Annotated in this window: 30 protein-coding genes; 19 read left to right on the top strand and 11 right to left on the bottom strand. The window is 43.9% G+C overall.

Annotated elements, in window-relative coordinates; translation table 11 throughout:
• The first annotated feature begins 195 nt into the window (after positions 1 to 195).
• A complete protein-coding gene (gene proB / locus H7844_14660; GenBank protein MEO5358519.1) occupies positions 196 to 1,344 on the top strand; it encodes a glutamate 5-kinase in 1,149 nt (382 codons plus the stop codon).
• Positions 1,345 to 1,526: 182 nt separating this feature from the next.
• Here proB and H7844_14655 read toward each other — a convergent pair whose 3' ends face one another.
• The 3 genes from H7844_14655 to H7844_14645 all read right to left on the bottom strand — a co-directional run bounded on the left by H7844_14655 (position 1,527) and on the right by H7844_14645 (position 5,224).
• Positions 1,527 to 3,038 (bottom strand): response regulator, encoded by a 1,512-nt coding sequence (locus tag H7844_14655; protein ID MEO5358518.1) that lies wholly within the window; start codon positions 3,036 to 3,038, stop codon positions 1,527 to 1,529.
• Between the two features lie 26 nt (positions 3,039 to 3,064).
• Complete coding sequence (locus tag H7844_14650; protein MEO5358517.1) at positions 3,065 to 4,597, bottom strand: YifB family Mg chelatase-like AAA ATPase; 1,533 nt, start codon at positions 4,595 to 4,597, stop codon at positions 3,065 to 3,067.
• Positions 4,598 to 4,720: 123 nt separating this feature from the next.
• A complete protein-coding gene (locus H7844_14645) occupies positions 4,721 to 5,224 on the bottom strand; it encodes an HPP family protein (GenBank protein MEO5358516.1) in 504 nt (167 codons plus the stop codon).
• Between the two features lie 424 nt (positions 5,225 to 5,648).
• On the opposite strand from H7844_14645, the gene H7844_14640 reads away from it, so the two are divergent.
• The gene (locus H7844_14640) at positions 5,649 to 6,233 is read left to right on the top strand and encodes a PHP domain-containing protein (protein MEO5358515.1); all 585 of its coding nucleotides are present in this window, start codon (positions 5,649 to 5,651) and stop codon (positions 6,231 to 6,233) included.
• Between the two features lie 544 nt (positions 6,234 to 6,777).
• Here the strand turns inward: H7844_14640 and tsaD are convergent.
• The 7 genes from tsaD to H7844_14605 form a co-directional block, all read right to left on the bottom strand.
• A complete protein-coding gene (gene tsaD, locus H7844_14635; GenBank protein MEO5358514.1) occupies positions 6,778 to 7,803 on the bottom strand; it encodes a tRNA (adenosine(37)-N6)-threonylcarbamoyltransferase complex transferase subunit TsaD in 1,026 nt (341 codons plus the stop codon).
• An 8-nt stretch (positions 7,804 to 7,811) separates the two neighbouring features.
• Entirely contained in the window at positions 7,812 to 8,423 is a 612-nt protein-coding gene (locus tag H7844_14630) for an outer membrane lipoprotein carrier protein LolA (GenBank protein MEO5358513.1), read from the bottom strand.
• Positions 8,424 to 9,845 (bottom strand): undecaprenyl-phosphate galactose phosphotransferase WbaP, encoded by a 1,422-nt coding sequence (wbaP, locus tag H7844_14625; GenBank protein MEO5358512.1) that lies wholly within the window; start codon positions 9,843 to 9,845, stop codon positions 8,424 to 8,426.
• A 157-nt stretch (positions 9,846 to 10,002) separates the two neighbouring features.
• A complete protein-coding gene (locus H7844_14620; protein MEO5358511.1) occupies positions 10,003 to 11,604 on the bottom strand; it encodes a hypothetical protein in 1,602 nt (533 codons plus the stop codon).
• Between the two features lie 240 nt (positions 11,605 to 11,844).
• Positions 11,845 to 12,291, bottom strand: coding sequence for a hypothetical protein (locus H7844_14615; protein MEO5358510.1), 447 nt, complete (start codon positions 12,289 to 12,291; stop codon positions 11,845 to 11,847).
• Positions 12,292 to 12,411: 120 nt separating this feature from the next.
• Entirely contained in the window at positions 12,412 to 13,083 is a 672-nt protein-coding gene (locus H7844_14610) for an ABC transporter ATP-binding protein (protein MEO5358509.1), read from the bottom strand.
• Between the two features lie 164 nt (positions 13,084 to 13,247).
• Positions 13,248 to 13,844 carry a methyltransferase domain-containing protein gene (locus H7844_14605; protein ID MEO5358508.1) on the bottom strand — a complete coding sequence of 199 codons (597 nt, stop codon included), beginning with the start codon at positions 13,842 to 13,844 and terminating at the stop codon, positions 13,248 to 13,250.
• 692 nt (positions 13,845 to 14,536) lie between these two features.
• Here H7844_14605 and H7844_14600 point away from each other — a divergent pair.
• From H7844_14600 to tgt, 5 genes are all read left to right on the top strand, one after another.
• A complete protein-coding gene (locus tag H7844_14600) occupies positions 14,537 to 15,694 on the top strand; it encodes a hypothetical protein (GenBank protein MEO5358507.1) in 1,158 nt (385 codons plus the stop codon).
• A 29-nt stretch (positions 15,695 to 15,723) separates the two neighbouring features.
• On the top strand, positions 15,724 to 16,068 hold the full coding sequence (locus tag H7844_14595; GenBank protein MEO5358506.1) for a hypothetical protein: 345 nt from the start codon (positions 15,724 to 15,726) through the stop codon (positions 16,066 to 16,068).
• Between the two features lie 5 nt (positions 16,069 to 16,073).
• On the top strand, positions 16,074 to 16,346 hold the full coding sequence (locus H7844_14590) for a hypothetical protein (GenBank protein MEO5358505.1): 273 nt from the start codon (positions 16,074 to 16,076) through the stop codon (positions 16,344 to 16,346).
• A 52-nt stretch (positions 16,347 to 16,398) separates the two neighbouring features.
• Positions 16,399 to 16,605 carry a type II toxin-antitoxin system mRNA interferase toxin, RelE/StbE family gene (locus H7844_14585; GenBank protein MEO5358504.1) on the top strand — a complete coding sequence of 69 codons (207 nt, stop codon included), beginning with the start codon at positions 16,399 to 16,401 and terminating at the stop codon, positions 16,603 to 16,605.
• 394 nt (positions 16,606 to 16,999) lie between these two features.
• Positions 17,000 to 18,097 carry a tRNA guanosine(34) transglycosylase Tgt gene (gene tgt / locus H7844_14580; GenBank protein MEO5358503.1) on the top strand — a complete coding sequence of 366 codons (1,098 nt, stop codon included), beginning with the start codon at positions 17,000 to 17,002 and terminating at the stop codon, positions 18,095 to 18,097.
• A gap of 21 nt (positions 18,098 to 18,118) precedes the next feature.
• Here the strand turns inward: tgt and H7844_14575 are convergent, their stop codons facing one another.
• Positions 18,119 to 19,090 carry an ABC transporter permease gene (locus tag H7844_14575; protein ID MEO5358502.1) on the bottom strand — a complete coding sequence of 324 codons (972 nt, stop codon included), beginning with the start codon at positions 19,088 to 19,090 and terminating at the stop codon, positions 18,119 to 18,121.
• Positions 19,091 to 19,232: 142 nt separating this feature from the next.
• Here H7844_14575 and H7844_14570 point away from each other — a divergent pair, with 142 nt between their 5' ends.
• The 12 genes from H7844_14570 to H7844_14515 form a co-directional block, all read left to right on the top strand.
• The gene (locus H7844_14570) at positions 19,233 to 19,670 is read left to right on the top strand and encodes a transcriptional repressor (GenBank protein MEO5358501.1); all 438 of its coding nucleotides are present in this window, start codon (positions 19,233 to 19,235) and stop codon (positions 19,668 to 19,670) included.
• 17 nt (positions 19,671 to 19,687) lie between these two features.
• Positions 19,688 to 19,795: a rubredoxin gene (locus H7844_14565; protein MEO5358500.1), complete on the top strand. Its 108-nt coding sequence runs from the start codon at positions 19,688 to 19,690 to the stop codon at positions 19,793 to 19,795.
• 20 nt (positions 19,796 to 19,815) lie between these two features.
• Entirely contained in the window at positions 19,816 to 20,262 is a 447-nt protein-coding gene (locus H7844_14560) for a hypothetical protein (protein MEO5358499.1), read from the top strand.
• Positions 20,243 to 20,410 (top strand): hypothetical protein, encoded by a 168-nt coding sequence (locus H7844_14555; GenBank protein ID MEO5358498.1) that lies wholly within the window; start codon positions 20,243 to 20,245, stop codon positions 20,408 to 20,410. Before H7844_14560 ends, H7844_14555 begins: the two co-directional genes overlap by 20 nt.
• Before the next feature lie 39 nt (positions 20,411 to 20,449).
• Positions 20,450 to 21,694 carry an FprA family A-type flavoprotein gene (locus H7844_14550; GenBank protein MEO5358497.1) on the top strand — a complete coding sequence of 415 codons (1,245 nt, stop codon included), beginning with the start codon at positions 20,450 to 20,452 and terminating at the stop codon, positions 21,692 to 21,694.
• A 31-nt stretch (positions 21,695 to 21,725) separates the two neighbouring features.
• Positions 21,726 to 21,854 carry a rubredoxin gene (locus H7844_14545; protein MEO5358496.1) on the top strand — a complete coding sequence of 43 codons (129 nt, stop codon included), beginning with the start codon at positions 21,726 to 21,728 and terminating at the stop codon, positions 21,852 to 21,854.
• Between the two features lie 248 nt (positions 21,855 to 22,102).
• Complete coding sequence (locus tag H7844_14540) at positions 22,103 to 22,660, top strand: peroxiredoxin (GenBank protein MEO5358495.1); 558 nt, start codon at positions 22,103 to 22,105, stop codon at positions 22,658 to 22,660.
• A 74-nt stretch (positions 22,661 to 22,734) separates the two neighbouring features.
• Positions 22,735 to 23,310 (top strand): flavodoxin family protein, encoded by a 576-nt coding sequence (locus H7844_14535; protein ID MEO5358494.1) that lies wholly within the window; start codon positions 22,735 to 22,737, stop codon positions 23,308 to 23,310.
• Positions 23,311 to 23,342: 32 nt separating this feature from the next.
• Positions 23,343 to 23,603 (top strand): glutaredoxin family protein, encoded by a 261-nt coding sequence (locus tag H7844_14530; GenBank protein ID MEO5358493.1) that lies wholly within the window; start codon positions 23,343 to 23,345, stop codon positions 23,601 to 23,603.
• A gap of 25 nt (positions 23,604 to 23,628) precedes the next feature.
• Entirely contained in the window at positions 23,629 to 23,943 is a 315-nt protein-coding gene (locus H7844_14525) for a carboxymuconolactone decarboxylase family protein (GenBank protein MEO5358492.1), read from the top strand.
• A gap of 19 nt (positions 23,944 to 23,962) precedes the next feature.
• Positions 23,963 to 25,168: a beta-ketoacyl-[acyl-carrier-protein] synthase family protein gene (locus H7844_14520; protein MEO5358491.1), complete on the top strand. Its 1,206-nt coding sequence runs from the start codon at positions 23,963 to 23,965 to the stop codon at positions 25,166 to 25,168.
• Positions 25,169 to 25,583: 415 nt separating this feature from the next.
• Positions 25,584 to 25,893 (top strand): hypothetical protein (locus H7844_14515; GenBank protein MEO5358490.1); only part of this gene is annotated, 310 nt, incomplete at its 3' end.

The following is a 25,893-nucleotide window of genomic DNA, read 5'->3' as shown; positions in this document are numbered from 1 at the left end:
CCACAGGCTCTACTACTAAATTTTTGGAGAAAATTTAGAAAAGAAAAAAAAGAAGGCTTGACATTTCAACATAGCAGACAACTATCATACGTGAGCTGCTTGAGAGATTTAAGGGCAACAAGAGCAAAGTTTCAAGATACCTTGCAATTGATTACAAAACCCTGTTAAATAAAATAAAGGAGCACAATATATAAAATCAGCCCCTGTGGTTTCAGAAAAACCGGCAGTTTATGTATAATACACTTGTTGGAAACCATAGTAGTAAAGATAGGAAGTAACACACTGGCCTCGGAAAAGGGACTGGATGAAAAGCGGATAAGGCAACTGGCCTGGGATATCTCCGCTGCCCATGATGAGGGGTACGACGTGGTGGTGGTATCCTCAGGGGCGGTGGCCGCTGGGCGTTGTAAGCTGGGGTTGGAGGGACGCATTGACGATATAAACCTCAAGCAAGCCGCAGCAGCTGTGGGTCAAAGCTCTCTTGTGTGGGCTTATGAAAAAGCCTTCGGCGCATTTGATAAAAAAGTTGCACAGGTGCTTCTCACCAGAGACGTCTTTTCAGACAGAAGACGGTTCATAAATGCCGGGAATACCCTCAACACCCTCCTGTCATTGAAGGTAATCCCAATTATTAATGAAAATGACACTGTATCGGTTGAGGAACTTAAGTTTGGTGACAACGATAAACTGGCCGCCCTTGTCGCTGCCTTACTTAATGCCTCCAGACTGGTTATTCTCTCAGATGTTGACGGCCTCTTTACAGCAGATCCACGAAAAAACAGCAGCGCGAAGTTAATTCAAAAAGTCACGGAAATAACCGGTGAGCTGGAAGCACTTGCAGGCGGGGCCGGTACAATATCCGGTACCGGCGGCATGTATTCAAAAATTATGGCCGCCAAGATTGCCACAGCACATGGTATTACCGTGACTATTATAAACGGGAAAAAGTCAGGCCTGCTTATGAACATTCTAAGAGGAAGTGATACTTTCGGCACTACATTTAGTGCTAAGGTGAGAAAGTTTGGAGCACGAAAAAGCTGGATAGCCTCTCATCTTCATACCCGCGGCAGTATCTTTCTTGATGAGGGTGCAACAAAAGCGCTTGTCAGCAACGGCAAAAGTCTGTTGCCCTCGGGTATTAAGTCCGTGGAGGGGAGCTTTGAGCGCGGCGACGCTCTAAACTGCATTTCAACAGACGGAAAAAAGATTGCCAAGGGAATAGTCAACTACAGCAGTGCTGAGCTAAGCCGCATCATAGGGCATAAAACCTCGGAAATTGAAGGGATACTTGGTTACAAATACTCCGATGAGATTATCCACAGAAACAATATGACTCTATTGTAGAGATTGTAAGCGTCAAGTTAACCCCACCTGTGATTTTTTATGTAAACGCTTTTCGGTCATATATTGTGGGAGCAGGGCTCTGTAATCATTTTTATCTTTAGCATAAGGCGGATGTTCAAAGATATAGGTCAAACGAAGTTAGACGATTGACTGCAGCTTGGTATTAGAATATTCTGAGAGAACTACAGCTTATTGTGGTATCTACCGCCAACATCTTTAAAGTTTATAGTAACGGTGGTACCCGTTGAGGACTCTATCGTAATTGAGCCCTTTAGTTTCATCTTTACGATATCCTGAATTAATTTAAGGCCTGTGTAGGTGTCTATTTTTATAGTTGCGGCATCAAAGCCCATGCCGTTGTCGCTTACGATTAGTATGTAGCTGCCGTCATCTTGTAAGTTTAAGGTGATTACAATCTCTCCCGGGCGCTCTTTAGTAAAACCGTGTCTGAGTGAGTTGGAGATAAGTTCATTGAGTATGAGTCCGCACTGCATCATTATGTTGATACTGAGTGAGGCGATATTTGTGTGCACCACAACACTGCTCTGAGGGTATCCGTATGAGTTGATAAGCTCTCCGCTGAGAGCCTCTATGTAGCCGGCAACCTCCACAGATGCCATATCACTGGAGTCGTAGAGCCTGTCATGCAGAAGTGTCATCGCCTTGACTCTGGAGTAACTACTCTTAAGTACCGAGAGGGACTGTGGATCGGATACATTTGCGACACTTAAATTTATCATGCTCGAAATAATCTGAAGGTTATTTCTCACCCTGTGGTGAACTTCTTTTAAGAGGATTTCTTTTTCATTTAAAGAAGCCACCAGCGCAGTGTTAGAGTCCCTGAGCTGCTGTGTCCGTTCATCCACCATGTCCTGAAGCTGCCCGCTGTAAACAAACAGCTCTTTTTCCATTTCCTTGATTCTTGTAATATCAACACAACAGTAGATGTAAGCGGACGGCTCATCCTTATCATCCATAACCATATCCGATACAATTTGCATGTGAATGTAGCCGCCCTCTTTGTTAAAAACTATTTGTTCACTCCGGTGCACTTTTTCGTCTGAGTATGTGCAGTATTGGCCCGGCATGTAATCATATAAATACTTGCCTGTCATTTCCTGTGGTTTGGTACAGAACATGGCGGATTGCGCCTGGTTTACATAATTTATTTTCATGCCGGTATCTATAATCATAACACCCACAGCAGCTATGTCTATGGCCTTTTGCAGGATACTTAATTGCTGGGAAAACCGGTTAGTCTCATCTGTCTGATGAGCAGGCTCAAGGTCTGCAGCATTTATGCGATGCTTTTTTCTAATCAGGTCAAAGTTGAGCCTTACAAGCCCAAGCAATTCGTGTGTTTTCACAGGTTTATCAAGAAATGAGTTTATCTCAAAACCTGCAAGTTTAGCTAAAGTGGTTTCATCACAGCCGGTGGTTAGTATTACAAAGGAAATACGCCGTCCGTAGTGTTTCTTTAAGATACCAATAAATTCAATGCCGCCTGCGTCAAAGAGCGCAGTGTCTAAAAAAATCACGGAAGGAAGTGTTTGCTGAACCTGCTTTAGGGCCGAGACAACATTTGGTGAGCTTAACACAGCATAGCCTTCACGCTGAAGTACGCTCTGTATTGCAGAAAGCCTCTCCTTATCGCTGTCAACAAGCAGTACTACATCACTAAGCATATGTTCCATTGATTTGACTACCGGTATTTAGCCACTTATGCAATGGTTCTGTCAAGTGCTCTGTACTGAATGGCTTCCGATATGTGGTGGGACTTTATTTCATCAGAGGCGTCAAGATCGGCTATGGTTTGTGAGAGCTTTATAATTCTGGAGTATGCCCGTGCCGAGAGTGCCAGCCGTTGCATGGCTAGATCAAGCAGCTCTGTAGCAGCCTTGTTAAGCCGGCAGTACTTTTTTATATGCCGGGTTTTCATCTGTGCATTAGAGAATATCTTATCATGTTTAAAGCGCTCCAGTTGAACTTTTCTGGCCTCTGAAACGCGCAGTCTGATTTTTTCAGACTTTTCACCTGTGTAACTGGAAGATAAATCCTTATACGGCACGGCGGGCACCTCTATATGAATATCAAATCTGTCCAGAAGCGGACCCGATATTCTGGACCTGTATTTATGAATTTGCGGGGGTGAGCATGTACAGGTATGCCGGCTGTCCCCAAACCTGCCGCACGGACAGGGATTCATTGAAGCAACCAGCATGAAATGGGCAGGTAAATTAATAGTGGCAGCCGCTCTTGAGACGGTTATTTCACCGTCTTCCATGGGCTGTCTCAGTGCCTCAATAACGTTTCTTCTAAACTCCGGCAATTCATCAAGAAACAACACGCCGTGATGAGAAAGGGAGATTTCTCCCGGACGGGGTATGATGCCGCCGCCAATCAGAGCAGCATCTGAGATTGTGTGATGTGGGGAGCGAAACGGTCTGCTTGAGATGAGGGGTTGATTGTCTTTTAAAAGCCCTGCCACACTGTAGATTTGGGTTGCCTCTATGACCTCATCAACTGTCATAGGGGGCAGTATTGAAGATATCCGTTTCGCCAGCATGGTTTTCCCTGAGCCGGGAGGCCCCATCATAATGATATTATGCCCCCCTGAGGCTGCCACCTCAAGCGCCCGTTTAGCGTGCTCTTGGCCCTTTACATCCTGCAAGTCATCTTCATATAAACAATGGTTCTTACTGATGGCTTCCAAATCCACTGCCGGAGAACATGGATGCTCCCGGCCATGCAAAAAATCTATAACCTCGCTTAGACTTTTCACCCCATACACTGACACTCCGTCAACTATGGCTGCCTCCGGCGCATTTTCCAGCGGCAAAATAACTCCTTTAAAGTTTAATTCCTTTGCTTTTATTGAAACCGACAGACAACCCTTTACTGGTTTTATAGTTCCGTCAAGTGAAAGCTCACCGGTTACTATATAATCACTGAGCCTCTCCGGCGCAATTGCACCCTCTGCCGCCATGATGCCCAGAGCTATTGGAAGGTCAAAGGAAGCACCCTCTTTTTTTAAATCGGCAGGAGCTAGGTTTACTATGATTCTTTTTAACGGAAATGAAAATCCGATGTTTTTAAGGGCTGCCCTTACCCGTTCCTTGCTCTCCTTTACCGCCATATCAGGCAGACCCACTATCGAAAAAAATGGAACCCCCTTTGACGCTATGTCAACTTCCACATCCACTACATAAGCGTCTATTCCTATCACTGTACTGCTGTATATCTTTGAAAGCATTCATGTCTATTATAAATGTAGTGAGGTATAAAATTCAATGTACTTTTTAAACAGATAAATACTCTCTGCCATGAAAAACACAAAATCTGCGGAAATTAAAGAAAAAACACAGAGAGAGATTCTTTAATACCAGTACTCCGGGTAACTTCTTGTTTTAGGGATATTATTAACAATAAGTGCGATGATAAGCATAACGGCGGCACCCGCTCCTGCAGGGACCAGTGCATACATATAGCCAAGGTCATGTATGGGTTTTCCGCCGATTACCGCTATAAGGGCTGTTGCACCACCTGGCGGGTGCAGCGTGCGGGTTAAGTGCATGAGGGCTATAGCTGTTGCCACAGCAAAGGATGTTGCAAGCCACATATGGTTATGGAACAGGTTATAGCTGGTAACACCAACGATTGCAGAAATTATATGGCCTCCTATTAGATTTCGCGGCTGGGCAAAAGGGCTTTTTATTGCTCCGTAAATTAGCACCGCAGAGGCACCAAATGAGCCTATTATCATTGTATATCCTGTGCCGTCAATTACATAATAGCTTATACAAGCTACCGCCATAATACCTAAAAAAGCTCCTGTCCATGACCAAATGATTTCAGATAAATTAACCCGTGGCGGCACCATGGCTTTACCCTGCATCTTTTTAAAATAATTTAAGATAATTTTTCCGGCTCCCTATAAATCCGTTTGAAACAATGGAGATATTATACCAAGTTGCAGTCAGAAGCAGCAAGGAGCTTTTAACAGAGCCGACAAAGTTAGACGATTGAAGGCTGCTTGGTATAAGACAAAAAACTTTCTGCCGGAGTTAACCACAAAGGAACCCTATGAATCGTGTATTTGAAAAAAACACCAATTATCTTATGTTATAATCAGTGAGCCCAGTAAAAATTATGATGATTAACAGTGAAAAGGTTTATTGTGAAAAGAAGAGTTGCTACAAGTATATTGAAGTTTGTAAGCAGTGTAAGTATTCAGCCAACTGTTTGGTGTATTCAAAGTACAGACAGCCCGTGTTATTTGAACTAAAGCCTGACGGAAAAAAGAGATGAAATTTGACTGCCATGTACACACATCTCCAAAGTCCTCCTGCAGTATAATGTCCCCCGAAAGACTGCTGAAAGCAGCGGCGGAGACAGGGATTGAGGCTGTAGTTCTAACCGAACACGATTACTTGTGGAGTGCCGGAGAGCTTAATGTATTAAGGGCTAAGTGTGACGGCGCCCTTAGGATTTTTGCCGGTGCGGAAGTCTCCTGTATAGAGGGGCATTTTTTGGTTTTTGGTCTGCATGACCTCAAGGGAATATCCTATAACATGCAGGCTGAGAAGCTGATAGCTTTTGCACACGAAAGGGGGGCTGCCGTAGTGGCTGCCCATCCGTACAGATTTAACTGGAAGGAAGGACAGTATTGCTATGAGCTGGATATTGACGGGGTGGAAATATTAAGCAGCAATACAACAAAAGAGACCGGAAGGCTGGCTGAGAAGCTGGCAAATGACAGGGGACTTTTTCAACTCACATCAAGCGACGCCCACACAGACGCTGTTATAGGAAAATACTACACCATATTTCCTGAAGATATTGCAACTGTTGAGGAGCTTGCTGAATTCATACGCTGTTTTAAGCGATAGTTTTGTGGTATAATCTACGGGCGCCATATATAGTAAAATGCGAAAGTCCGTTCCGATTTAATCCAATTGGTATTATTAGTGGGTTTGTTGTCTATAGCAAAAAGCAAAAGTATGTTCTTATTGAATTTATTAAAGAAGAGATTGCCACACCCCCTGCGGGGGTTCGCAATGACGGCATGTAGCTGTTTTTACTGTGTTTTTTTATTCGTCGTTGCCATGAGCGATAGCGACCAGGGGAATCCCCTTCAGAGGAGGGCAATCTCAACCACTAAAAATAATGAACGGAATTATGGTTTTCGCTATATAAGATGATGTACTGATCAAAAAACATATTAGAAATGAAAAAACATAAAACTAATCCAACAAAACATGGAGATAATGGGGTCAAGGGGGTAAGCTCCCTTGCGGCAGGGGAATCACCTTTAGGGGAGGGGTTTCAGAGGGAGGCGGCGCCTTCCCTTTGCGCCACAGTTCTTCCCGATTGTCCTTACTGCGGGAGCCGGTTTGAGACGCCCAATGAGCTCTTTGATCATGTGATTATGTATCACAGTTGTTGAGGGGACAGCTGACCGCAGTTTGCGGTTACAGGCAGACAGGCTTTGGGATTAAGTGTTAAATCAGACATTAAATTCCGCTTGAAATAGTAATCGGCAACAGCGCCGATCATGGCGGCGTTGTCGGTACAGAGTTCCTTAGGCGGAAGGAGCACCCTCATGCCTTTAAGCGACAGCAGCCGCAGCCGTAATCCCTCGTTTGCCGCCACCCCCCCCGCTATGGACAGAGTACTAACTCCGTATATTTCACTTGCCCATAGCAGCTTTGTGGTAATTGTCTCTGTCACGGCGGCCTGAAATGATGCACAGACGTCTTCTATGGATGTGCTCCGGTTCTTTTCTGAGAGCAGATGGTTTCTGACTGAAGTCTTAAGGCCGCTAAAGCTAAAATCAAGAGTGCCCTTAATCAGTGCCCGTGGAAAATGAACAGCCTTAGGATTTCCGGCTTTTGCCAGCTTATCAATGACGGGGCCTCCGGGGTAACCAAGCCCAAGCATTTTAGCAACCTTATCGTATGCCTCCCCGGCGGCGTCATCCCTCGTTCGCCCAATCTCCTCATAACCTCCCATGTCACTGACCAGATACAGACTGGTGTGCCCGCCCGATATAACAAGCGATATATGAGGAAAAACCGGCTCACGTGATAAAAACACTGAACAGATGTGCCCCTCAAGGTGATTTACCCCGATAAGAGGCAACCCTGCGGCATAAGCGGCGGCCTTTGCAAATGAAGTACCCACGATAAGACAGCCGATAAGTCCCGGACCGTGGCAAACGGCAATTGCCGATAACTGGTTAAGCTCCGTGCCTGATTGCGTGAGGGCTGCGGTAACAGTAGAGTGAATCATCTCTGTGTGTTGCCTTGAGGCCACCTCCGGCACCACCCCTCCATAACGCCTGTGAATCTCATCCTGGCCATAAACTACACTGGATAAAACTGTCCGCCCATCCTCTACGACAGCCGCTGATGTGTCATCACAGGATGTGTCTATGGCAAGAATCAGGGAGTTTACCACGTAGCCGTCTAATTGTCTATTATGGAAAGCCCGGCAGGCGCTGTAAACTTCAGCAGGGAATCATCCACACCGGTATTTATCTTAACCCCGGAAAGAGTCAGCTCCACCACGTTTTCATTTTTATCGTAAACAACTATTTTTTTGATAGGAAAACCCTCTTTTGACTGATAAACATCAAAGTACCGGAGATTGAAATTAGACTGTTTTGGTGTAAACCGTGTAAAGCCGTCTTTTTCCTCTACATTATAATTTACGGCAATATCCTTGAATCCTCTCAAAAGAGCAAGAGGAGTCTGGCCAATTGTCCTTTCATCATATTTTGACCTGAAAGCCTGAGCGTTTTTCTTCTGGTAAATTATCAATTCCCCCTCATTGATATAAACCTCCTGTGTTTCCTGCCCCTCATACTTCCATGACATCCGCTTAGGGGGTTTTATAAAAAAGCTCCCGGTAAATGTAAGCTCCTTTTCTAAATCCTTAAGCTTACTCAGTTGAACAAAACTTCCCTTTATGTCCTTTGCCGATTCATAGTAGTCCGTGATGGTGGAGACAAACGGTTTAGCGGCAAAAGCCTGTGATACAAAAGTAATAAAAACAAAAAAAATTAAAAACTTTTTCATTTAACTAACCCCTTTCATGGAAAGAACCACCTTGACGGTTCTCAGAATTATAAAAACATCAAGCCACAGAGACCAGTTCATTATGTACCAGATGTCGAGCCTTATACGGTTTTCATACGTTGTGTTGCTGCGGCCTGAGACCTGCCAAAGACCGGTTATTCCGGGAACAACGGTAGTTATGGCGTCCACATGGTTCTCGATGGCATACATTTCCCTTAACAAATATGGCCTTGGCCCTACCAAACTCATATTTCCCTCCAGCACGTTAAATATCTGCGGCAATTCGTCAAGAGAGGTTTTTCTTAAAAACGCCCCTATCGGAGTAATTCGGGGATCCTTTGTCAGTTTCCAGTACCTTTCCCACTCCTCCTTCAACTCCTGATTACTGTTTAAAAGCTCCGTAAGAAGATCCTCGGAGTCCTTAACCATAGTCCGAAACTTGTAGCACTTAAACACCTTCCCTTTTTTCCCTATTCTCTCGTGTGAATAAATAACAGGTCCCTTTGACTGTAATTTTATGGCGATACCAAAAGCAACTATCAAGATGAGTACAAAGGGCATTAGTGCAAGGCTTACCACAAGATCAAAAGCTCTCTTTAGGGCCCTGTTGAGGATATATTTCAGGTTGTTTCTTACCTTTAGCAGAAATATTTCCTCGTAAAACAGATGCAGAAGTTCGGTGTTTAACAGAGCCACTCCGTAGAGATTAGGCACAATCATTGTGTTCTTTACTCTCTGTTGAATCTCAAAAGCCATCGAGGCAGTCAACTCTGGCCCTAAAGACGGGATTGCGATTATAATTGTGTTTATCTGAAGCTCTTTTACGAATCTGGTATAATGCCTGATGAGGCCGAAAACTTTTTTACCGTCAATGAAAGTGCCTGTTTTTTCAGTATCATCATCAAGAAACCCCAGCACCTCATACCCGATGTGGGTTTCTCTGCTAAGCCAGGTTGAAATCAGCCTGCCTGTTTTCCCTGCACCCAGGACCAGGACTTTTTCCTTGCATATGCCCGTCATAAACAGCAGTTTTTTACCATAGAGATGAAACAGAGGGTAGATAAAAAAAGAAAAAAGCCACAGAGACACCAGCACCGGTCTCGAAACAAGCCCGGGTATGCGCCCAAGCGTGACTACCGCCATGAGCACCACAAAAGCTAACGTTATGGCATGAAAGAGTTTTTTGTTCTCATCCCAAAACGTAGTCCTGCCGGTGTATATCTGTTGATTTGCTATAAAAAAAATGAAAACAGCAGGAATCCACCACAACCCGATGTAGTACTGAAGGCTGTAATTGTCTGTCTCGAAAGTAAAGAAGACTGGTAAAATGTTCTCCCTCACATGCCATGAGAGGTACAAAGAGGTGTAGTAAGCCGCCAGGTCTATTAAAACCAGTGAACATATTTGTATGAATTTTTTCATATTTATTCTTCCAGCCTCTTATTCTAACTTTGCACAGGCGGAAAAGGAAAGATGTAGGGGTGATTAAAAGTGGGCTTGACAATGAAGCCCGATATACTGTAATACCAAGTTGCATTCGTAAGTAAACACAGGCGGCAAGAAGAAAGCCAACTATGCTTTATGGAGATGTCCCCGCATATGGCATAATATACAAAAAATACCGTTCTTCCTTCACAATGCTATTTGTAAACTCTTTGAGAGCAATTAAGCCGTAGTGTTTAATTAATTCATCCGGTACTCTGATATTGTTGACAATTAGTAATACATCCGCCTTTGCATTATTTCTATATGTCACAACATTTGTGATGCCACTGAACCAAACTGGTGAGCCGACAGAATCAAACTCTGAGCTATGGACGTCTTCTTTGCGTTTTGTTGTAGGTTTCAAGAGAGTGAAGGTTTGCATTCTATCATGCTCTGCGTTATAAAATGCTCTGTCAAGATAAGCCGACACTCCACTGGAAGGAAACGCCCATAAGCTTGCTATCGGCATGTTTTGCAAACTATGTTGCTTTATATAATTTGCAGTCTCCTTGCTTGCTGAAAATGGGTATAGGTAGTCTAAAGTGTTGGCAATTAATGCACCTATTAAACCAAATGAAAATATTGCTGTAATAAAATAATTTCTGTTCCTCTCAAAAAAATTAAAAAAACTGTTTAAAGAAGGTTTAATAAATTCGTTTGTTCGATAATAATCAGAAATCCACAAGGCTGAAACAAAGACAAAATAAAAGTGCCCCTTGTGGCGCAACGAGCCTCCATGAAGAAGATAACCAAAGGCTGTAATTCCAACTATGCTGATAATGTAATAAAAAGCAGGTGTTTTTTTTCTAAGTATTATACAAAGGGGAAACAGTAGCAACCCCAAAGAGACAACCAGTCTCAATGCATATCTTACTTCTCTTTGCAGAGGCAAATAACTTAGAAAATTTGTTTGCCAAAAAGCCTTTTGAATGCGAGGTATCGGCAGAAAAACATTCCACACTTGTGAAATCTGATCAGATACTCTCTGTGCTATGTTATCTGTAAAGTTAGCTGAGGGGTGGGAGAAGGAATCTGCGGGGGGCACCATTATAATTACAGATAAAACGAGCCCTGCCATAAAAATAAAAATTGCTGTAAAAAACCGTCCAGACTTGTAAACACTAAAATCCCTGAAAAGCAGTGGCTCAAAAAAAATAGTAATTCCAAGGGATATAGCTAAAATTGTTGAAAACACATTACATTGGCACATTAGAAATAATATGACGGCAAGGGTTATATAATTTCTATTTTTTAAATCTTTTCTAAAAAATACACAAAAAATAAAAAGTAATAAAATCCCGATTGAATAGTTCCTGCTTATATTTGCATATTCAAAAAAAGGAAAATAGCCGAATATGAATAGTGCTTTTAAGAGATTTTTAAACGGGGCAAACCTTAAAAAAATAAATGCGGAAAATGTGGCGATAAGAAGATGTACTATTTGCATGGCCACAGGAGTTGTTGTTAAATGCTTAACAATGTAGAGAATAATAAACCACAAGGACGGATGTCCCTCATATCTGATAACTTGAAAAAGCTCAGTAACGGAATTGCTATATACAGCAATCATCCATGCATGAAGCTCATCACGCCACATCTCATGGTGCAGAATATTAAAGAGAGTCAGGGCAAAATAAACAATAGTAGTGATATAAACAAATCCTGAATCTTTGCCGGCTCTCTCCATATCTGCCATAGAAAAACATTATAACACAGAACACCACTGCCTTTAATTTTACTGTATAAAACTACTGGTAATACTAAGTAGCCTTCAATCGTCTAATACCAAGTTGCATTCATTCGATTAACTTTGTTGGCATCGTCGCAAGCTCAGGGGCATATACTCCCCTTAAGGGGAATCCCCTGTAAGGGGAGGTGTCGCTTGTCCCTTGCCGCCTGCGTTATGCTTTAGAATTAGAATTGGAATAATAGATATCTAGCCCCGCATTTTTCTTTCGTTAAGTGTGTCTCCCTTTACACCTATAATTGTCTCATAAAAAGGGATATCCTTACCGGAACGGTTAATTGCTTCATTTAAAATAGCAGTCAGGCCGCCACAGCACGGGACTTCCATTCTGAGACAGGAGACTTTGTTAAGCTGCATGTTGGTAAATATTTCGGTAAACTTGTCAAGATACGCCTGGCCATTGTCAAGCTTAGGGCAGCCAATGAGGACTTTGTTGTTTCTTAAAAATCTGTCATGAAAATTCAAGGCGGCAAAAGCCGTGCAATCGGCGGCAACCAGTAAATCGGCATTATTCAAAAACGGTATAGTGGTCCCCATGAGATTTATCTGTATCGGCCAGTGGGTTAACCTGAAATCCGTAGCACTCTCGGGCTCACGCGGCCCCACAGACGAACACGATGGACATTCATCAGACATTGTTGTTACCTCCAGTAGATATTTATATATTTAAACTCTTAGAACATCAGCAATATTCTCAGCGTTTAGTTTATCCTGAAGCCCTCAATAAGTCTATGATTTACGTCATGTTCGTATATATCAGTCCTCATAAATGAGGCCGTCACGTATGGTGTATATTCTGCCAGCGGTTTTTGCCACAAGAGGGTCGTGAGTTACAATCAGGACTGTTTTTCCTGCGGTGTTTAAATCAACCAGGGTTTTCATAACTTCGGAGGCTGTTTTGGAATCAAGTTGACCGGTGGGCTCATCGCATATTATAAGGGATGGGTCGTTGATAAGCGCACGGGCTATAGCTATGCGTTGCTGTTGGCCGCCGGAGAGCTGCCCAGGTTTGAAATCCGCCCTGTCGGAGAGATTAACCATGGCAAGGGCCTCAAGGGCCCGTTGCTGCGGATTATCCACCGGCATTGCCGTATAAAGAGTCGGCAGAAGCACATTTTCTATGGCAGTTATATATGGAAGCAAATAAAAATGCTGAAACACAAAGCCTATTAACTTGTTGCGTATGGCTGAGAGGGTATCGTCATCTGAATTTGATACATCAGTACCGTTAAGCTCGTAACTTCCTGCGGTGGGAACATCCAAAGCACCGATTATATTTAAAAGAGTGGTTTTCCCTGAGCCCGAAACTCCCATTATGGCGGTAAAGTCTCCCTCTTCTATAGTTAAACTCACTCCTCTTAAGGCATCAACCGTAATCTCTCCGACCTGAAACCGCTTCTCTATCTTATTTAGCACACACAGAGGCATTTTCGATTCAGGTAACAGAATTACTTTTGGGCAACAAAATCCACAGCCACAATGTTTTTCCGTTTTGTTCTTGCATTTTTCGAGGTTCTCAAAATTTCAGCAGACCGGAATCCCGCCTCTTTGAATTCGCCCAGGAAAGCCACGGCTTCCTTAGCTCCCGATATTCATGCAAACCAATTATTGAGTGAACAGGTTAGGGGGTCAACCGGAGCAGTTGTTAAGACAAGCTCTGCACCAAATACCATACCGCCTGGTTTAAGAATCCTGAGTATTTCCTTAAATATTACATCCCTTACCGGATTAAGATTAAAAATACCGTTGGCAAGCACAACGCTTGCGGAGTTATCAGAAAGCGGGATTTTTTCAGCCTCCGCCACAATAAAATCTGTGTTTTTACTCCCCCCCTGTGCTTTTGCCCTCTGTGCTTTTTCTATCATTTGAGCGCTGAAATCCACCCCTGTGACTTTCCCGTTAGCGCCTGCCCTGCGTGCGGCAATAAAAGCATCAAGGCCAACCCCGCAGCCGACGTCACAGACCCTATCACCCTCTTTAATGCCGGCAAAAACCGAAACATTTGATACACCGGTAAAAGACTCCACCGCCAATGATGGAACGTCGTCTAAAAGCTCCTCAGGATAACCTAGAGACAGAGCAAAAAGCCTTCCAACCGGAAACGGATGCTTTCCATCGGGCTCTGTTGCCACTGCTGAATAAGCGCCTTTAACACCTTCTTTAATTTTACTGAAATCGTCTATTTCCATAACTCACCTCACGCTTAAGTAATCATTAAGTGTTAAGAAAAAAACTATTTAACATTCTTTGATATATGCTGTGTGTCCAATAAGTTCTAATAACCGCCCCATCAATAAACATATATAAATGATTAAAGGAAAGTCAAGGTTAAAATGCATGGCCGTTATTACAACCACAGAGAAGTCTATAAAAATCAGAGCACGACTTGAGGTGTAAGTTTCACCACCACTAAAGCTAACACCGGTACTGCTGTTTTAAGCTCTGTATATGACCTTGATTTCCAATTCCCAACTCTGCAGCTTGGTTTTAACTCATATTCTGAACAGTCTATAGATTTAAATTTTAAAATGCCGTCACCAGAAGTCAAGACTTAACGAACCGGCACCAGATGGGGGAATTGCAAGCTAAAAATCAATTAGAATCTGCACGCTTAAATGCGGATAACTATCAGTCCAACGAAAAACTAAAACGAATGGCGCCTATGACTATGGACACAGACAAGGGGATAATGGAATATGTGCCGGGGGAAGGGTGGAAGCCAACAGGATACACTACACCCCCAAGAGTCATGTCAGACGCTGACATTGCGAAAATACTCCATTTGTAAAAAGATTAGCTCTCTACTGCACACGAGATTCCGGGTGAGCTATTTACTGAAGCCCTACAGTCAGGCATAGACAAGAGCACTACCGACCCCAACATGACATGGGCGGATTTCGGGAAACGATTAAAAGAGACAGCCATTACGGCCGCTATAGCAGGCCCAATACAGGGTGCAATGGTTCATCCGTTTGTACGCAATGAACCTCAGGCAAAGAAACCCTTGGTAGCTGACCAACCCGTTGCTCCATCCGCCCCCATACCCGTTGAAATGCCTGCTCCGAAACCACAATTTGTTGTCACGCCGGAAGGGGAGAATAGCGACATTGTTGCAAAAGCCGGACAAGGGTTGTCTGATGAGGCAATAACACGGGTAAGCGCCAAAGAACCATATGTATCACCGGCAGAGGAGCCACAGAACACGGCATGGAACCCTGTTAGTCAAGCAACTGGCCAGCCGGAGATAAATGTTGGGAAATCGCCTGACTATCCACAGGATGTAAGTCTCATAACGGCTAAAAACAAGGGTAAAGAACCGGCGAAAGTCACATATCAGGATGGATTTGAAAGTGTTTATAATAAGGCATTCGATAATCCTGAGAACGAACTTCACAAAATATCTTACCCTTTAAACGAACAGGAAGTTAACCAGATTAAGGAAAACACAGGACTTGATGTCTCAGGGTTTAACAGGACTATTGATAACTACTCAATCAGGCATATTTTGAATACCCATGGTAATGAAAAAACAGAATCAGCAAGAGGGCAAATAGCCATAACAAAAGATGATATCTCAAGAATCCCTGAAATCATTATAACTGCCGATGAAATATCTTCCGCAGAAAAAACAAGGGTAGGCAGAGACGGCATATTGTATAAAAAGAAAATAAATGGCTTTGTTTACTACATTGAAGAGGTAAGAGGAAAACACAATGAACTGAATCCGGTAAGCATGTGGAAGGTGAAGTCCACGACGAGCGATGCACCTCCCTTGCAGGAGTCCCCCTCTGACACGTCCGAAGCGTTTCGCTTTTCCTCACCTTCTGAAAGTGAGAGAAAGCTGATTTGGGAAAGGAGCGGAAACCCCTTCGACAAGACTGAGCCCCTTGCCCCACTTATATGCCCAACACCTACAGCATCTCAGGGTGTTGAGCTTGGCGCTCGTGGCCAAAGCAACCTTCTTACTGATGATATTGTATCAAATTCCGACATGGCTGTCAATCTCCCCAAAGGGGAGGAGAGGATAAACCTCTTGTAATTCTTTTGCTTTTATGGTAAGTTAAGAACATGGCAACAACGATTGATTTATATACTATACTAAGGGACAGACTTGGAGAGGACGGCAGCAGAGCTATTGTAGAAGCTTTGGAAGATGCTAAGAAAGAATCTAAAACAGAGTATAAAGATTATTTACACGCTATCATATTGGACATGACTACAAAAGCTGATTTAAGAACTGACGTCACAAGATTGGAGGCAAAAATAGAGAAATTCGATACAGAAATGAAAGGCGAATTCAAAAACATCCGCCTTGAAATGAAGTTGTATTTCCTCGTTCTTGCCTTTCTCATCATCCTTTCTAATCCCCGTGCGTTAGACCTTATCTCCAAGCTCTTAGGCATCGTTAAGTAACTCCTATGAACGAAACTATTATAGAAACTGAAAAGCCCCCTGAAATCACTGACCAGCAGGGATACATTGACCGGATAGATGATACACTGCGCAGCTTGTCTCTTGAGCGCTTGAAAGAAGTGTCTGACTTTGCGGCATACCTTGCGGATAAAGAGCGCAGACATAGAGAGTTTGTTGAGGAGACGCTGGCTGCTGCCGCCAACCCTGAAAGAATTATGTTTAAAGATTCTACATCTTTGATAAAGGCAGCTCTGGAGACCGTCTCTGAAAACCCGTAACCTTGACGCTGACAAACCTTTCCTTAAAAAACTTGGCAAACTATTAAAAGGTGTGCCGGATTTAAACGATAAAATAGCTTCAGTTTTTGATTTGCTGCAAGAAAATCCTTTTGCAACCTCTTTGAAAACGCATTTTTTGACAGGCTCATTAAAAGGTAGATATGCCTGTTCAGTTACAAGGGATATCCGTATCATATTTGAGCTATCCGAAGACACTGTTCATCTCCTCAACATTGGCTCTCACGACGAGGTTTATTAAGATGATTGAAGGCTACTTAGTATAAGATGTAATTATCCGCCGGGTTAGTATTTGCACAAGGTGGAAAAGATTGGGGGTCTGCCCAGCAAATATTACGTAAAACATAACAGATACCGAGGGTCCGACCCCACTTTAGTGTTAGGGAAAATACAATACGGTAAAACCGCATCGGAAATGTATATGCACAATTTATGCCAAACAAAAAATATATTTTAAATCAACGACTTACAAGTGTCGTAATAATTACATATTGACACAAACTGTAATAATATTGACACATTATGTCAAATAATGACACATCTTTTTACTTTTGCGGCTATCACTGCATACAGAACATTATTAGAGGTGTGGAGCTTTGCCGGAATCGCTAAATAATGATATACTTTTGCTGCTGATGAATTTTAAAGTTTTAGCTATGGACGGAAAGGCAAGGCATGCAGTTATGGATATAAGGGGTAGCATCATTGAAACTCCTGTATTTATGCCTGTAGGAACCCTTGGAACTGTTAAAGCAGTGACCTCGGATGAGCTTATAGCCCTTGGAGCGGAGATAATTTTGTGTAACACCTACCACATGTATTTAAGGCCTGGAAGCAATGTTGTCTCTAACCTTGGCGGCTTGCATAAGTTTATCAATTGGCACAGGCCTATTCTGACCGACAGTGGAGGTTTTCAGGTATTCAGCCTCGCAACGCATAGAAAAATAAGCAGCAGCGGAGTGGTTTTTAAATCCTACCTTGACGGCTCAACCCATTTTTTAGGCCCTCAGGAGGCGGTAAAGATTCAGTCTGAACTTGGTGCAGATATAATCATGGCATTTGATGACTGCACCCCCTACCCATCCACATATCAATACACAAAGACCTCGATGGAGCTTACATCACACTGGGCGCAGACATGCAGAGAAACTCCACATCACGGGCAGTCTCTGTTTGGAATCGTACAGGGGGGAGTGTTTAAAGATTTACGGTTAAGGAGCGCACGGGAGCTCACAGGGTTGGACTTTGAAGGTTATGCCGTTGGCGGGGTAAGTGTTGGTGAGCCAAGGGAAATCATGTATGAGATTATGGATTATATTGCAGATGAGCTGCCGCAGGAAAAGCCGCGGTATCTCATGGGGGTTGGTTTCCCTGAGGACATATTAAATGCTGTGGAGGCTGGTTTTGATATGTTTGACTGTGTAATTCCAACCCGGACTGCGCGGCACGGCACCTTGCTGACTACAAGTGGACGGGTGAGTATTAAGGGGGCAAAGTACCGTACCGATGAAGCCCCGCTTGATGCCGGCTGTTCGTGCTACACCTGTCAAAACTATAGCAGAGCCTATCTTAACCATCTATACAGATGCCGTGAAATTCTCTCAATGAGACTTAACACCTTACATAATCTGTATTTTTATTTTGACTTCATGAGCAAAATCCGCACAGCAATAAGGGAAAAACGTTTTGATGATTTTAAAAAAAAATGGCTTGCAAAGTATCTATCCGGTTAGACGATTGAATGCAGCTTGGTATTACTTTCTGATTCTGGGGTCAACCACGGCATACCCAATGTCGGCAAGCAGATTCCCAAGCAGGGTTAATACCGCCCCTATTGTCAGCACTCCCATAACAAGCGGATAGTCGCGGGTCATTACGGCCATGTAGAAGAGCGCCCCCATCCCGGGAATTGAAAACACCTGTTCAAATATTACACTGCCGCCGATAAGCCCAGGCACTGAAAGGCCAAGGATTGTTACTATAGGCAACAGTGCGTTTCTTGAGCCGTGAATGTATGTGATCCGGTTTTCACTTAATCCCTTTGCCCTTGCCGTTATCATATAGTCCTGCCGGATTACTTCCAGCATGGAGCTTCTCATATAGCGGGATATGGAGGCAACCCCTCCAAAGGCTGATACAAATATGGGCATTAGCAGATGTCTGCCCATATCCAGAAGCTTTCCTGTGGTAGTCAGCATATCGTAATTTATAGACTTTAATCCTGAGATTGGTAAAATGCCCAGATGAACGCCAAAAAACATCATAAGCAACAGGGCCAGCCAAAACCCAGGCATTGCAAAACCGGTAAACACAATAAGTGTCATCATCTTATCGTACAGGCTGTAGCGGTGGATGGCGGAATATATCCCCGAGGGAAGCGCAATTATTAAAATTATCAGCATTGAGACTATATTAATAGAAAGGGTAACCGGAAGCCGCTCCAGCACTTTATCCCATACAGGGCGGTGGTCAGAGGAGAAGGACTTGCCGAAATCGAGCCTTACTATACGCTTAAGCCACAGTGCATACTGCACATAGAGGGGTTTGTCCAGCCCGTAAAACTTCTCAAGACGTGCCCTTGCCTCAGGTGTAATTTTAGGGTTTAGTTCAGCCAGCACGTCTGTTGGTTTGCCGGGCGCTAAATGGATTATAAAAAAACTTATTACAGTTATCCCCAAAAAAGTAATCAGTATCTCAAGGTTTTTTTTTAACAAATATTTCAACATCGCATGATAGTATAAAACTAATGCACATTTAGTGGCAACAATCCGACATAAAAATTTCTTGACAAAATAATTCTGAAATGATAATATTTACTAACTTGTAATGATTACATTTTAGTATTTCAGGAGCTTACAGAGATAACTAATGATTAGTGTGGAAAAGTACAGAGAAGCAGGGTTAAAACTGACACCTCAGCGGATGGCGATATTGGATTACCTGAAGGAAAACAGGCAGCATCCGTCTGCGGAGGAGATTTTTAAGTATGTCTCAAGGAAATTTCCGACAATGTCTTTTGCAACAGTGTATAACACACTGGAAGCCCTTGAGCAGCGCGGCGCTCTGATGGTCTTAATAATAGACCCGCAGAGAAAGCGTTATGACACGGTCACCAACCCGCACCATCATCTGTTTTGCACCAGTTGTAAAAAGATTATGGACATAGAGAGGGACTATGACCTTGAAATACCCGAGGGTGAGAGACTGGGTTTTAAAATCTTCGGTAACCGGATAGAATTTTTCGGACTCTGCCCGCAGTGCAGAGACGACGCCCCGGAAAGTGTCAACATGACCGCGGCTATGTAAAAGGAGGGATGCTGAAAATGGCGGTGTTTAAATGTGAAAAGTGTGGTGCCGTGAAAGATGGCAGATGTAAACCTCAGAAATGCCCGGCTTGCGGTGATAAGGGCACTATGAAAAAACAAGATTAAAGGAGGATAAACCTATGTGTATGGACCACTCGTTTAAATGTAGTTGTGGTGCGGAGGAGGTCAGCATTACCCTTAAAAATGAGATACTTCCACCGGAGACACTGCTTGGCATTTACTGCCCCAGGTGCTCACAAAGCGTCAACTTTAACCCTGAAACCATGGTCAAAGACAACGGCTGGATACTTGAGTATGAGATGGAAGTGGCAAAGCTGCTGGCTGCCGGAATGCCCTTTGAGCATAAGAGAAATCTATCGCCGGAGCTGATTTTTGATGAGGACTACTGCTCATGGCGAGGTGTTTACCCGGGAGACCACACCGACAGCATTAAAGAGAGAGAGCAGATTTTAGCCCTTGCTAAAGTTGACCCAAAGAGGTATCTCCAGGAGATGAAGACCTGGGCTAACAGCAGAATGGAAAAGTTACGACAACAAGGGTGGAGAAAGGCTAATGACAGAGTCGCGGTTTAAAGAAAAACCAGCTTGCAGCGTAAAATCCGTAGTACCCGACACAGTGGTGTGCTCTAAGTGTAACTATGAAAATGAGGTTTGGAGTGACGAGGAAGACCCTGTCTGCAGAGGATGCGGCGCATCACTTAAGACTAAGGACAGTTTATAAGAAATTACAGTGTAAATAACTGATACAAGGAAATAGCATATGAATGTTATCGAAATAAAGCCCGGCATATATTGGACAGGTGCTGTTGACTGGGCGGTAAGGGATTTTCACGGCTATGTAACCCCTAGCGGAACTACGTATAATAATTATCTCATAATGGATGACGAGCCGACGCTGGTTGATACGGTCAAACACGATTTTGTGGAAGTTGGGGTTTCTAACATAAGAAGCCTTATTGATCCCTCTAAAATAAAAAACATCGTGATTAACCACATAGAAAATGACCATCTGGGTTCTCTTGACAGAATAATGGAGCTCTCACCCTCCGCCACAATCTACATCACCAAAAGGGGCAGACAGGGAATGGACAGGTTTTTCGATACTACCTCATGGAATATAAAAGAGGTTAAAACCGGTGATACCCTTAAAACCGGCAAATATACCCTGAGGTTTGTAGAAACACCGATGTTGCACTGGCCTGATTCCATGATGACCTACGTTGAGGGCGCCAAGCTTTTGATTTCTCAGGACGCTTTCGGTCAGCACCTTGCCTCAACAACAAGGTTTGATGACGAGTTTACTGCATCCGTTTCTATGACGGAACTGGAGGACTCAGTTATTGATTATTACGCCAATATTCTAATGCCTTTTGGGAAATTAATCAAATCCAAGATATGTGAGATAAAGGACATGGGCCTTGATATTGACATGATAGCCCCTGACCACGGCATTATATGGCGGGCTGACCCGGGCAAGGTGCTTAACATGTACATGGACATGGCCGAGGGTAAGGCAAAGCTGCAAATAGCTATAATATATGATACCATGTGGCATAGTACTGAGCACATGACACTGCCGGTAATGAGAGGGATAATAGATGAGGGAGTGGCGTGTAAGGTAATAAAGTTACGGGCGACACCTATGAGTGTGGCTATCAAGGAGTTTTGGAAGTCAAGAGCCTGTCTTGTCGGCTCTCCCACTTTAAATAACGAGGTGTTTCCATCCGTAGCGGAATTTATGATACACCTTAAGGGATTGAGACCCACGGACAGACTAATGGGCGCCTTTGGCAGCTATGGCTGGGGAGGCGGAGCGGTTAAATGGCTCTATGATACCTTTAAAAATATGAAACTACCAGTGGTTGAGCCGGGTATTGCGGTACAGTACCGTCTCAGGAATGAAGACCATGAGAAATGCTATGAGTTTGGCCGGAATTTTGCCAAAACTGTAAGAGAGTTTCATGAAAAAGGTTATAATACTGCTAATTCAGCTTGTCAGAAGTAATATAATAAAAATATAAAAGGAGGAACGTTATATGCACAGATGCACAGTGTGCGGCTGGATTTATGATGATGCAAAGGAAGGAACCCCTTTTGACAAACTACCGGATGATTATACCTGTCCGGTATGCAATGCACCAAAGGAAGCTTTTGAGGAAGTGTAGTGAAGCGGGCCCGGGAGAGTATTTTTCAAGAAACCGAAATACTTATAAGGCAGGGTTGGGATGTTAAAAGAGTTTTTTTATGGAGCGGACAGGGCAAGAGACTCTGAAAAATTAAACTCAGGCTTTTTGTCTGAGAAATATGTTCAAAGCTATAAATTAATAAGGAGGGTTTAAGAGTGACACAAGAGGATATACTTGATGCTGTATGCTGTGGATTAAAGACAGGGCAGGTTGTGCCTGACTTTGTGATGGAAACATTTGATCCGTCAAAAGGGGATTTTGGCGAGGTGTCTTTGGAAAAGCTTAAAGCCGCCGGCAAATGGACGGTAGTGGTGTTTTATCCGGCTGATTTCACCTTTGTGTGCGCTACTGAGTTTTCAGCTCTGGCCGACCTTTATGATGAGTTTAAAAAGCAGGGTGCAGAGGTTATAACCGTCAGCACAGACACTAAGTTTGTGCATCTTGCATGGCACAGAGATGAGAAATCCCTGGCCAAAGTTAAGTACCCTATGGCATCAGACCCCACAGGGAATGTTTCGAGACTCTTTGGCGTCTATAATGAGGAAAACGGTCTTGACCTCCGTGGCAGCTTCATAATAAACCCTGAGGGAGTACTTCTGAACTCTGAGATAAACTTCTACAATCTCGGCAGAAACATGGATGAGCTTTTGAGGAAACTAAAAGCCAACATATACCTTGCCAAACACGGAACAGAGGCGTGTCCTGCTAAGTGGCATAATGAAGGCGATAAGACCCTGAAACCGGGTGCAGACCTTGTCGGTAAAGTTTTTGAAGCGTTAAGCTGATATGTTGATTTAAATAAACACAGGGGCAGTGGTTTGAAAAAACCTGCTGCCCCTTAAACTTAAGGCGGAACAAGATGAAAGTGACGGTGTTTTTAGGCAGCCCGAGAGTGGAGGGGAATACGGAAATTCTCGTTAAAGAAGCATTGCGTGCTGTGAAAGAGGCAGGGCATACGGTAACGCTGTTTCGGCCCTCGGAGATGACTATATCGCCGTGTACTAATTGCGGCGGCTGTGACCTGACCGGTGAGTGCGTGATTGAAGACGATATGTCGGAAGTCTACAGTGCCATTTATGAAGGGGAGCGGTTTATACTGGCCTCACCAATTTTTTTCTTTGGTTTGACCGCACAGGTTAAAGCCCTGATTGACAGAGCACAGGCGTTGTGGTGTGAAAAGTACCTGCTAAACCGTCCTATAAAGGCAGGCCCTGCGGGTAGAAAGGCGCTTTTGATAATGGTGGGGGGTATGAAGAAAGAAATCGGTTTTACCGGCGGTGGCGCCACAGCCAAAGCTTTTTTCAGGACCATTAGTGTGCCTGACCATGAGACAATTTACTTTGACGGCGTTGATAAAAAAGGGGCCATAAGAGAACACTCAACGGCATTAAACGCTGTGCATGAGGCCGCAGTGCGTTTAGTTGCCACCGATTAATACCCTACTGGACTAAAAAAGGATAACATTACATGGAACAGAAGAACAAAATAGTTTTCTTTGCACTGAGCACATGTCCGGCTTGTAAAAAGACTAAGGAGTATATAAACCAAAAAGGATTTGAATATATACTTGTTGAGGTGGATACTGTTGATAAGGACTCAAGAGAAAAGCTGCTTGGTGAGTTAAGAAAGTACAACCCGCGGGAGACGTTCCCAACAGTGGTAATTGATGGAGGGGCAAAGGTAATAATTGGATATGACGAGAAGTCGCTCCATGAGGCTTTTAAATAAATTCCAAATAAGGGGGCTGCTTGCAATGAAAATACCAAACAGATTTGAAAAATTAAAATCCAGGCATGGGAAGTTTATAGAGGCTGTGGAGGCACTTGGTAAGGCGGTCAGAGCGGAAGGACCGACAGAGGAAAAGACAGCCCTGTTGATTCAGTTGGCGGCAGCGGCGGCTGTAAAGAGTGAGGGCTCAGTCCATAGCCACACAAGACGTGCGTTGGCAGCAGGGGCGACCCCTGAGGAAATTACCCATGCTGTTATTTTATTAACAAGTATAATCGGGTTTCCTGCGGTTGCTGCGGCACTTAGCTGGGTTGACGATATTTTAGATGATATTTCCTGACACCCGGGCTTAATCTGTTGTGAGAGTGGTTATTACCGGCATAGGAGCGGTAACTCCCATAGGAAACTCATTTAGCCTGTCATGGGAAAGTTTATTGGCCGGAGTAAACGGAATAAGTGTTTTCCACCATGACAGTTCTACCGCAGGGGTGCATTTAGCAGGCAAATTAAAAAACTTTGCTGCGGAAGCGTATTTACCACATAAAGACATACTGCGTCTTGACCCTTTTATTCACTATGCCGCTGCCGCTGCCGTGCAGGCGGTTTCAGACTCCGGGCTAAGTGAGCACCGATGTTTTGAAAATGCAGCCGTCATAATCGGTACAAGCCGCGGCGGCATAACTACCTTAAACCACGGTATGAGAAAACTGTATAAGGACGGCGTAAGAAAATTATCTGCATATTTGATGGCTAAAACGACAGCGAGCATGGCGGCATCCTACATTTCAGAGAGATATAAAATTACAGGACATACGCTTTGCATTTCTAATGCGTGCTCATCCGGGGCAACAGCCCTTGGAGAGGCTCTCAGGTTAATACGTCACGGCTACACTGACCTTGTGTTAGCCGGGGGTACTGAGGCCCCTTTGTGTGAGCTATGTTTTATGGGCTACAGCGCATCAGGGGCGCTTTCCAAATCAACAGAGTTGAATGCATCAAGGCCGTTTGATAAATACCGGGATGGTTTTATTCTTTCAGAGGGAGCAACCATTATGGTTTTGGAATCATACGAAAGGGCAAAAGCGCGCGGAGTGCGCATTTATGCAGAAATTGCAGGCTACGCCAACGTCTCGGACGCTTATCATATGGTTAAACCTGCCGCCGCTGGAGAGGCAAAAGCTATGGAATATGCTCTCAGGGATGCTGTGAGTGCCCCGGGTGATGTGGATTTCATAAATGCTCATGCCACGTCAACCCGTGAGGGTGACCGCACAGAGGCTGCTGCAATTGAAAAAGTCTTTGGCAGCTTGAGCATACCGGTTACAGCCAATAAATCTATGACAGGGCACATGCTTGGGGCATCGGGCGCTTTTGAGGCGGCGGTTACCGCCATGTCTTTAAGTGAGGGGCTCTTACCACCGGCAATAAACGTAAGTGAGCAGGATACCGGCTGTCCTGTTAACCTTGTGAAATCTCAGTTAAGGGGCGGCTTTGACGTCGGTTTAACCAACAGCTTTGGCTTTGGCGGCGTTAACACGGTGTTGTTGCTAAAGAGAGTGAAATAATATGGAGTAGCTACGATTTATACCAAGTTGCAATCAAAAAAGTAAAATTGCAAGGGGAAGGACTCTGTCCTTCCCCTTGTACCCCTTCTTGCGAGGGGAATGATTCCCCTCGACCCCCGGTTTCCAAGGTTTTGCCGGTTTAACTTAAAGTTTTTTTAGGATAACTGCAATTTTTTTATTTATAGCAAACTGCAAAATAGCGTTCCGATGTGTTGCCTGTTCCCAGCCACCTGTGATATATTTATGAATGCATCTTAGCATGAAATGTGTTCCTGTTTAAATTAAATTCGCATGAAATTAACTTTGGCAAAGGGACTGGACGCCGTTCGGTGCCGCCAATGACAAAAAAAGACGAACAGACAAAGGCTGACAGACAAAGATAAAGAAAGACAGAGGAGACAGGTGGAGGATAACAATGCATTGGATAAACGTTACACTTAATATTTCCGACGTGCAAAGGAAAGTTTTAAAAGAACTCGGCTTACAGTTTGCCGGAGAGATGGAAAGCAGGGGGACAGCTGATAAAAAAATCCTTGAACCGCTAAAAGAAGAGCTTTCATACATCATCAACTCCAACTCCGAGGTCAAGGACATTGTCAAAGATGCTGTCGCAACCGGCAATCATTACACTCTGCGGCTCATTGACTCCGACAGCGAAATCCTGAATCTCCCGTGGTCAATGGCTGAGGAATCAGAGACAGACACTCCGCTTGGCAGTATCGAAA

The sequence above is a fragment of the Nitrospirae bacterium YQR-1 genome (assembly GCA_039908095.1).
In the GTDB taxonomy this organism is placed as follows: Bacteria; Nitrospirota; Thermodesulfovibrionia; order Thermodesulfovibrionales; family Magnetobacteriaceae; genus Magnetomonas.
This window is presented reverse-complemented; position numbering and strand designations above follow the sequence as displayed.

Bases quoted from the DNA above. Each gene is read 5' to 3' on its own strand.
- H7844_14560 (MEO5358499.1), top strand. From the start codon at position 19,816: ATGGACCACTCGTTTAAATGTAGTTGTGGTGCGGAGGAGGTCAGCATT.
- H7844_14600 (MEO5358507.1), top strand. From the start codon at position 14,537: ATGACATGGGCGGATTTCGGGAAACGATTAAAAGAGACAGCCATTACG.
- H7844_14525 (MEO5358492.1), top strand. From the start codon at position 23,629: ATGAAAATACCAAACAGATTTGAAAAATTAAAATCCAGGCATGGGAAG.
- H7844_14650 (MEO5358517.1), bottom strand. From the start codon at position 4,597: ATGCTTTCAAAGATATACAGCAGTACAGTGATAGGAATAGACGCTTAT.
- H7844_14590 (MEO5358505.1), top strand. From the start codon at position 16,074: ATGAACGAAACTATTATAGAAACTGAAAAGCCCCCTGAAATCACTGAC.
- H7844_14630 (MEO5358513.1), bottom strand. From the start codon at position 8,423: ATGAAAAAGTTTTTAATTTTTTTTGTTTTTATTACTTTTGTATCACAG.
- H7844_14605 (MEO5358508.1), bottom strand. From the start codon at position 13,844: ATGGAAATAGACGATTTCAGTAAAATTAAAGAAGGTGTTAAAGGCGCT.
- H7844_14540 (MEO5358495.1), top strand. From the start codon at position 22,103: ATGGAAACATTTGATCCGTCAAAAGGGGATTTTGGCGAGGTGTCTTTG.
- H7844_14610 (MEO5358509.1), bottom strand. From the start codon at position 13,083: ATGCCTCTGTGTGTGCTAAATAAGATAGAGAAGCGGTTTCAGGTCGGA.
- H7844_14620 (MEO5358511.1), bottom strand. From the start codon at position 11,604: ATGGCAGATATGGAGAGAGCCGGCAAAGATTCAGGATTTGTTTATATC.
- H7844_14535 (MEO5358494.1), top strand. From the start codon at position 22,735: ATGAAAGTGACGGTGTTTTTAGGCAGCCCGAGAGTGGAGGGGAATACG.
- H7844_14545 (MEO5358496.1), top strand. From the start codon at position 21,726: ATGCACAGATGCACAGTGTGCGGCTGGATTTATGATGATGCAAAGGAA.
- H7844_14555 (MEO5358498.1), top strand. From the start codon at position 20,243: ATGACAGAGTCGCGGTTTAAAGAAAAACCAGCTTGCAGCGTAAAATCC.
- tgt (MEO5358503.1), top strand. From the start codon at position 17,000: ATGAATTTTAAAGTTTTAGCTATGGACGGAAAGGCAAGGCATGCAGTT.
- H7844_14645 (MEO5358516.1), bottom strand. From the start codon at position 5,224: ATGGTGCCGCCACGGGTTAATTTATCTGAAATCATTTGGTCATGGACA.
- H7844_14595 (MEO5358506.1), top strand. From the start codon at position 15,724: ATGGCAACAACGATTGATTTATATACTATACTAAGGGACAGACTTGGA.
- H7844_14615 (MEO5358510.1), bottom strand. From the start codon at position 12,291: ATGTCTGATGAATGTCCATCGTGTTCGTCTGTGGGGCCGCGTGAGCCC.
- wbaP (MEO5358512.1), bottom strand. From the start codon at position 9,845: ATGAAAAAATTCATACAAATATGTTCACTGGTTTTAATAGACCTGGCG.
- H7844_14570 (MEO5358501.1), top strand. From the start codon at position 19,233: ATGATTAGTGTGGAAAAGTACAGAGAAGCAGGGTTAAAACTGACACCT.
- H7844_14640 (MEO5358515.1), top strand. From the start codon at position 5,649: ATGAAATTTGACTGCCATGTACACACATCTCCAAAGTCCTCCTGCAGT.
- H7844_14565 (MEO5358500.1), top strand. From the start codon at position 19,688: ATGGCGGTGTTTAAATGTGAAAAGTGTGGTGCCGTGAAAGATGGCAGA.
- H7844_14575 (MEO5358502.1), bottom strand. From the start codon at position 19,090: ATGTTGAAATATTTGTTAAAAAAAAACCTTGAGATACTGATTACTTTT.
- H7844_14530 (MEO5358493.1), top strand. From the start codon at position 23,343: ATGGAACAGAAGAACAAAATAGTTTTCTTTGCACTGAGCACATGTCCG.
- H7844_14655 (MEO5358518.1), bottom strand. From the start codon at position 3,038: ATGGAACATATGCTTAGTGATGTAGTACTGCTTGTTGACAGCGATAAG.
- H7844_14550 (MEO5358497.1), top strand. From the start codon at position 20,450: ATGAATGTTATCGAAATAAAGCCCGGCATATATTGGACAGGTGCTGTT.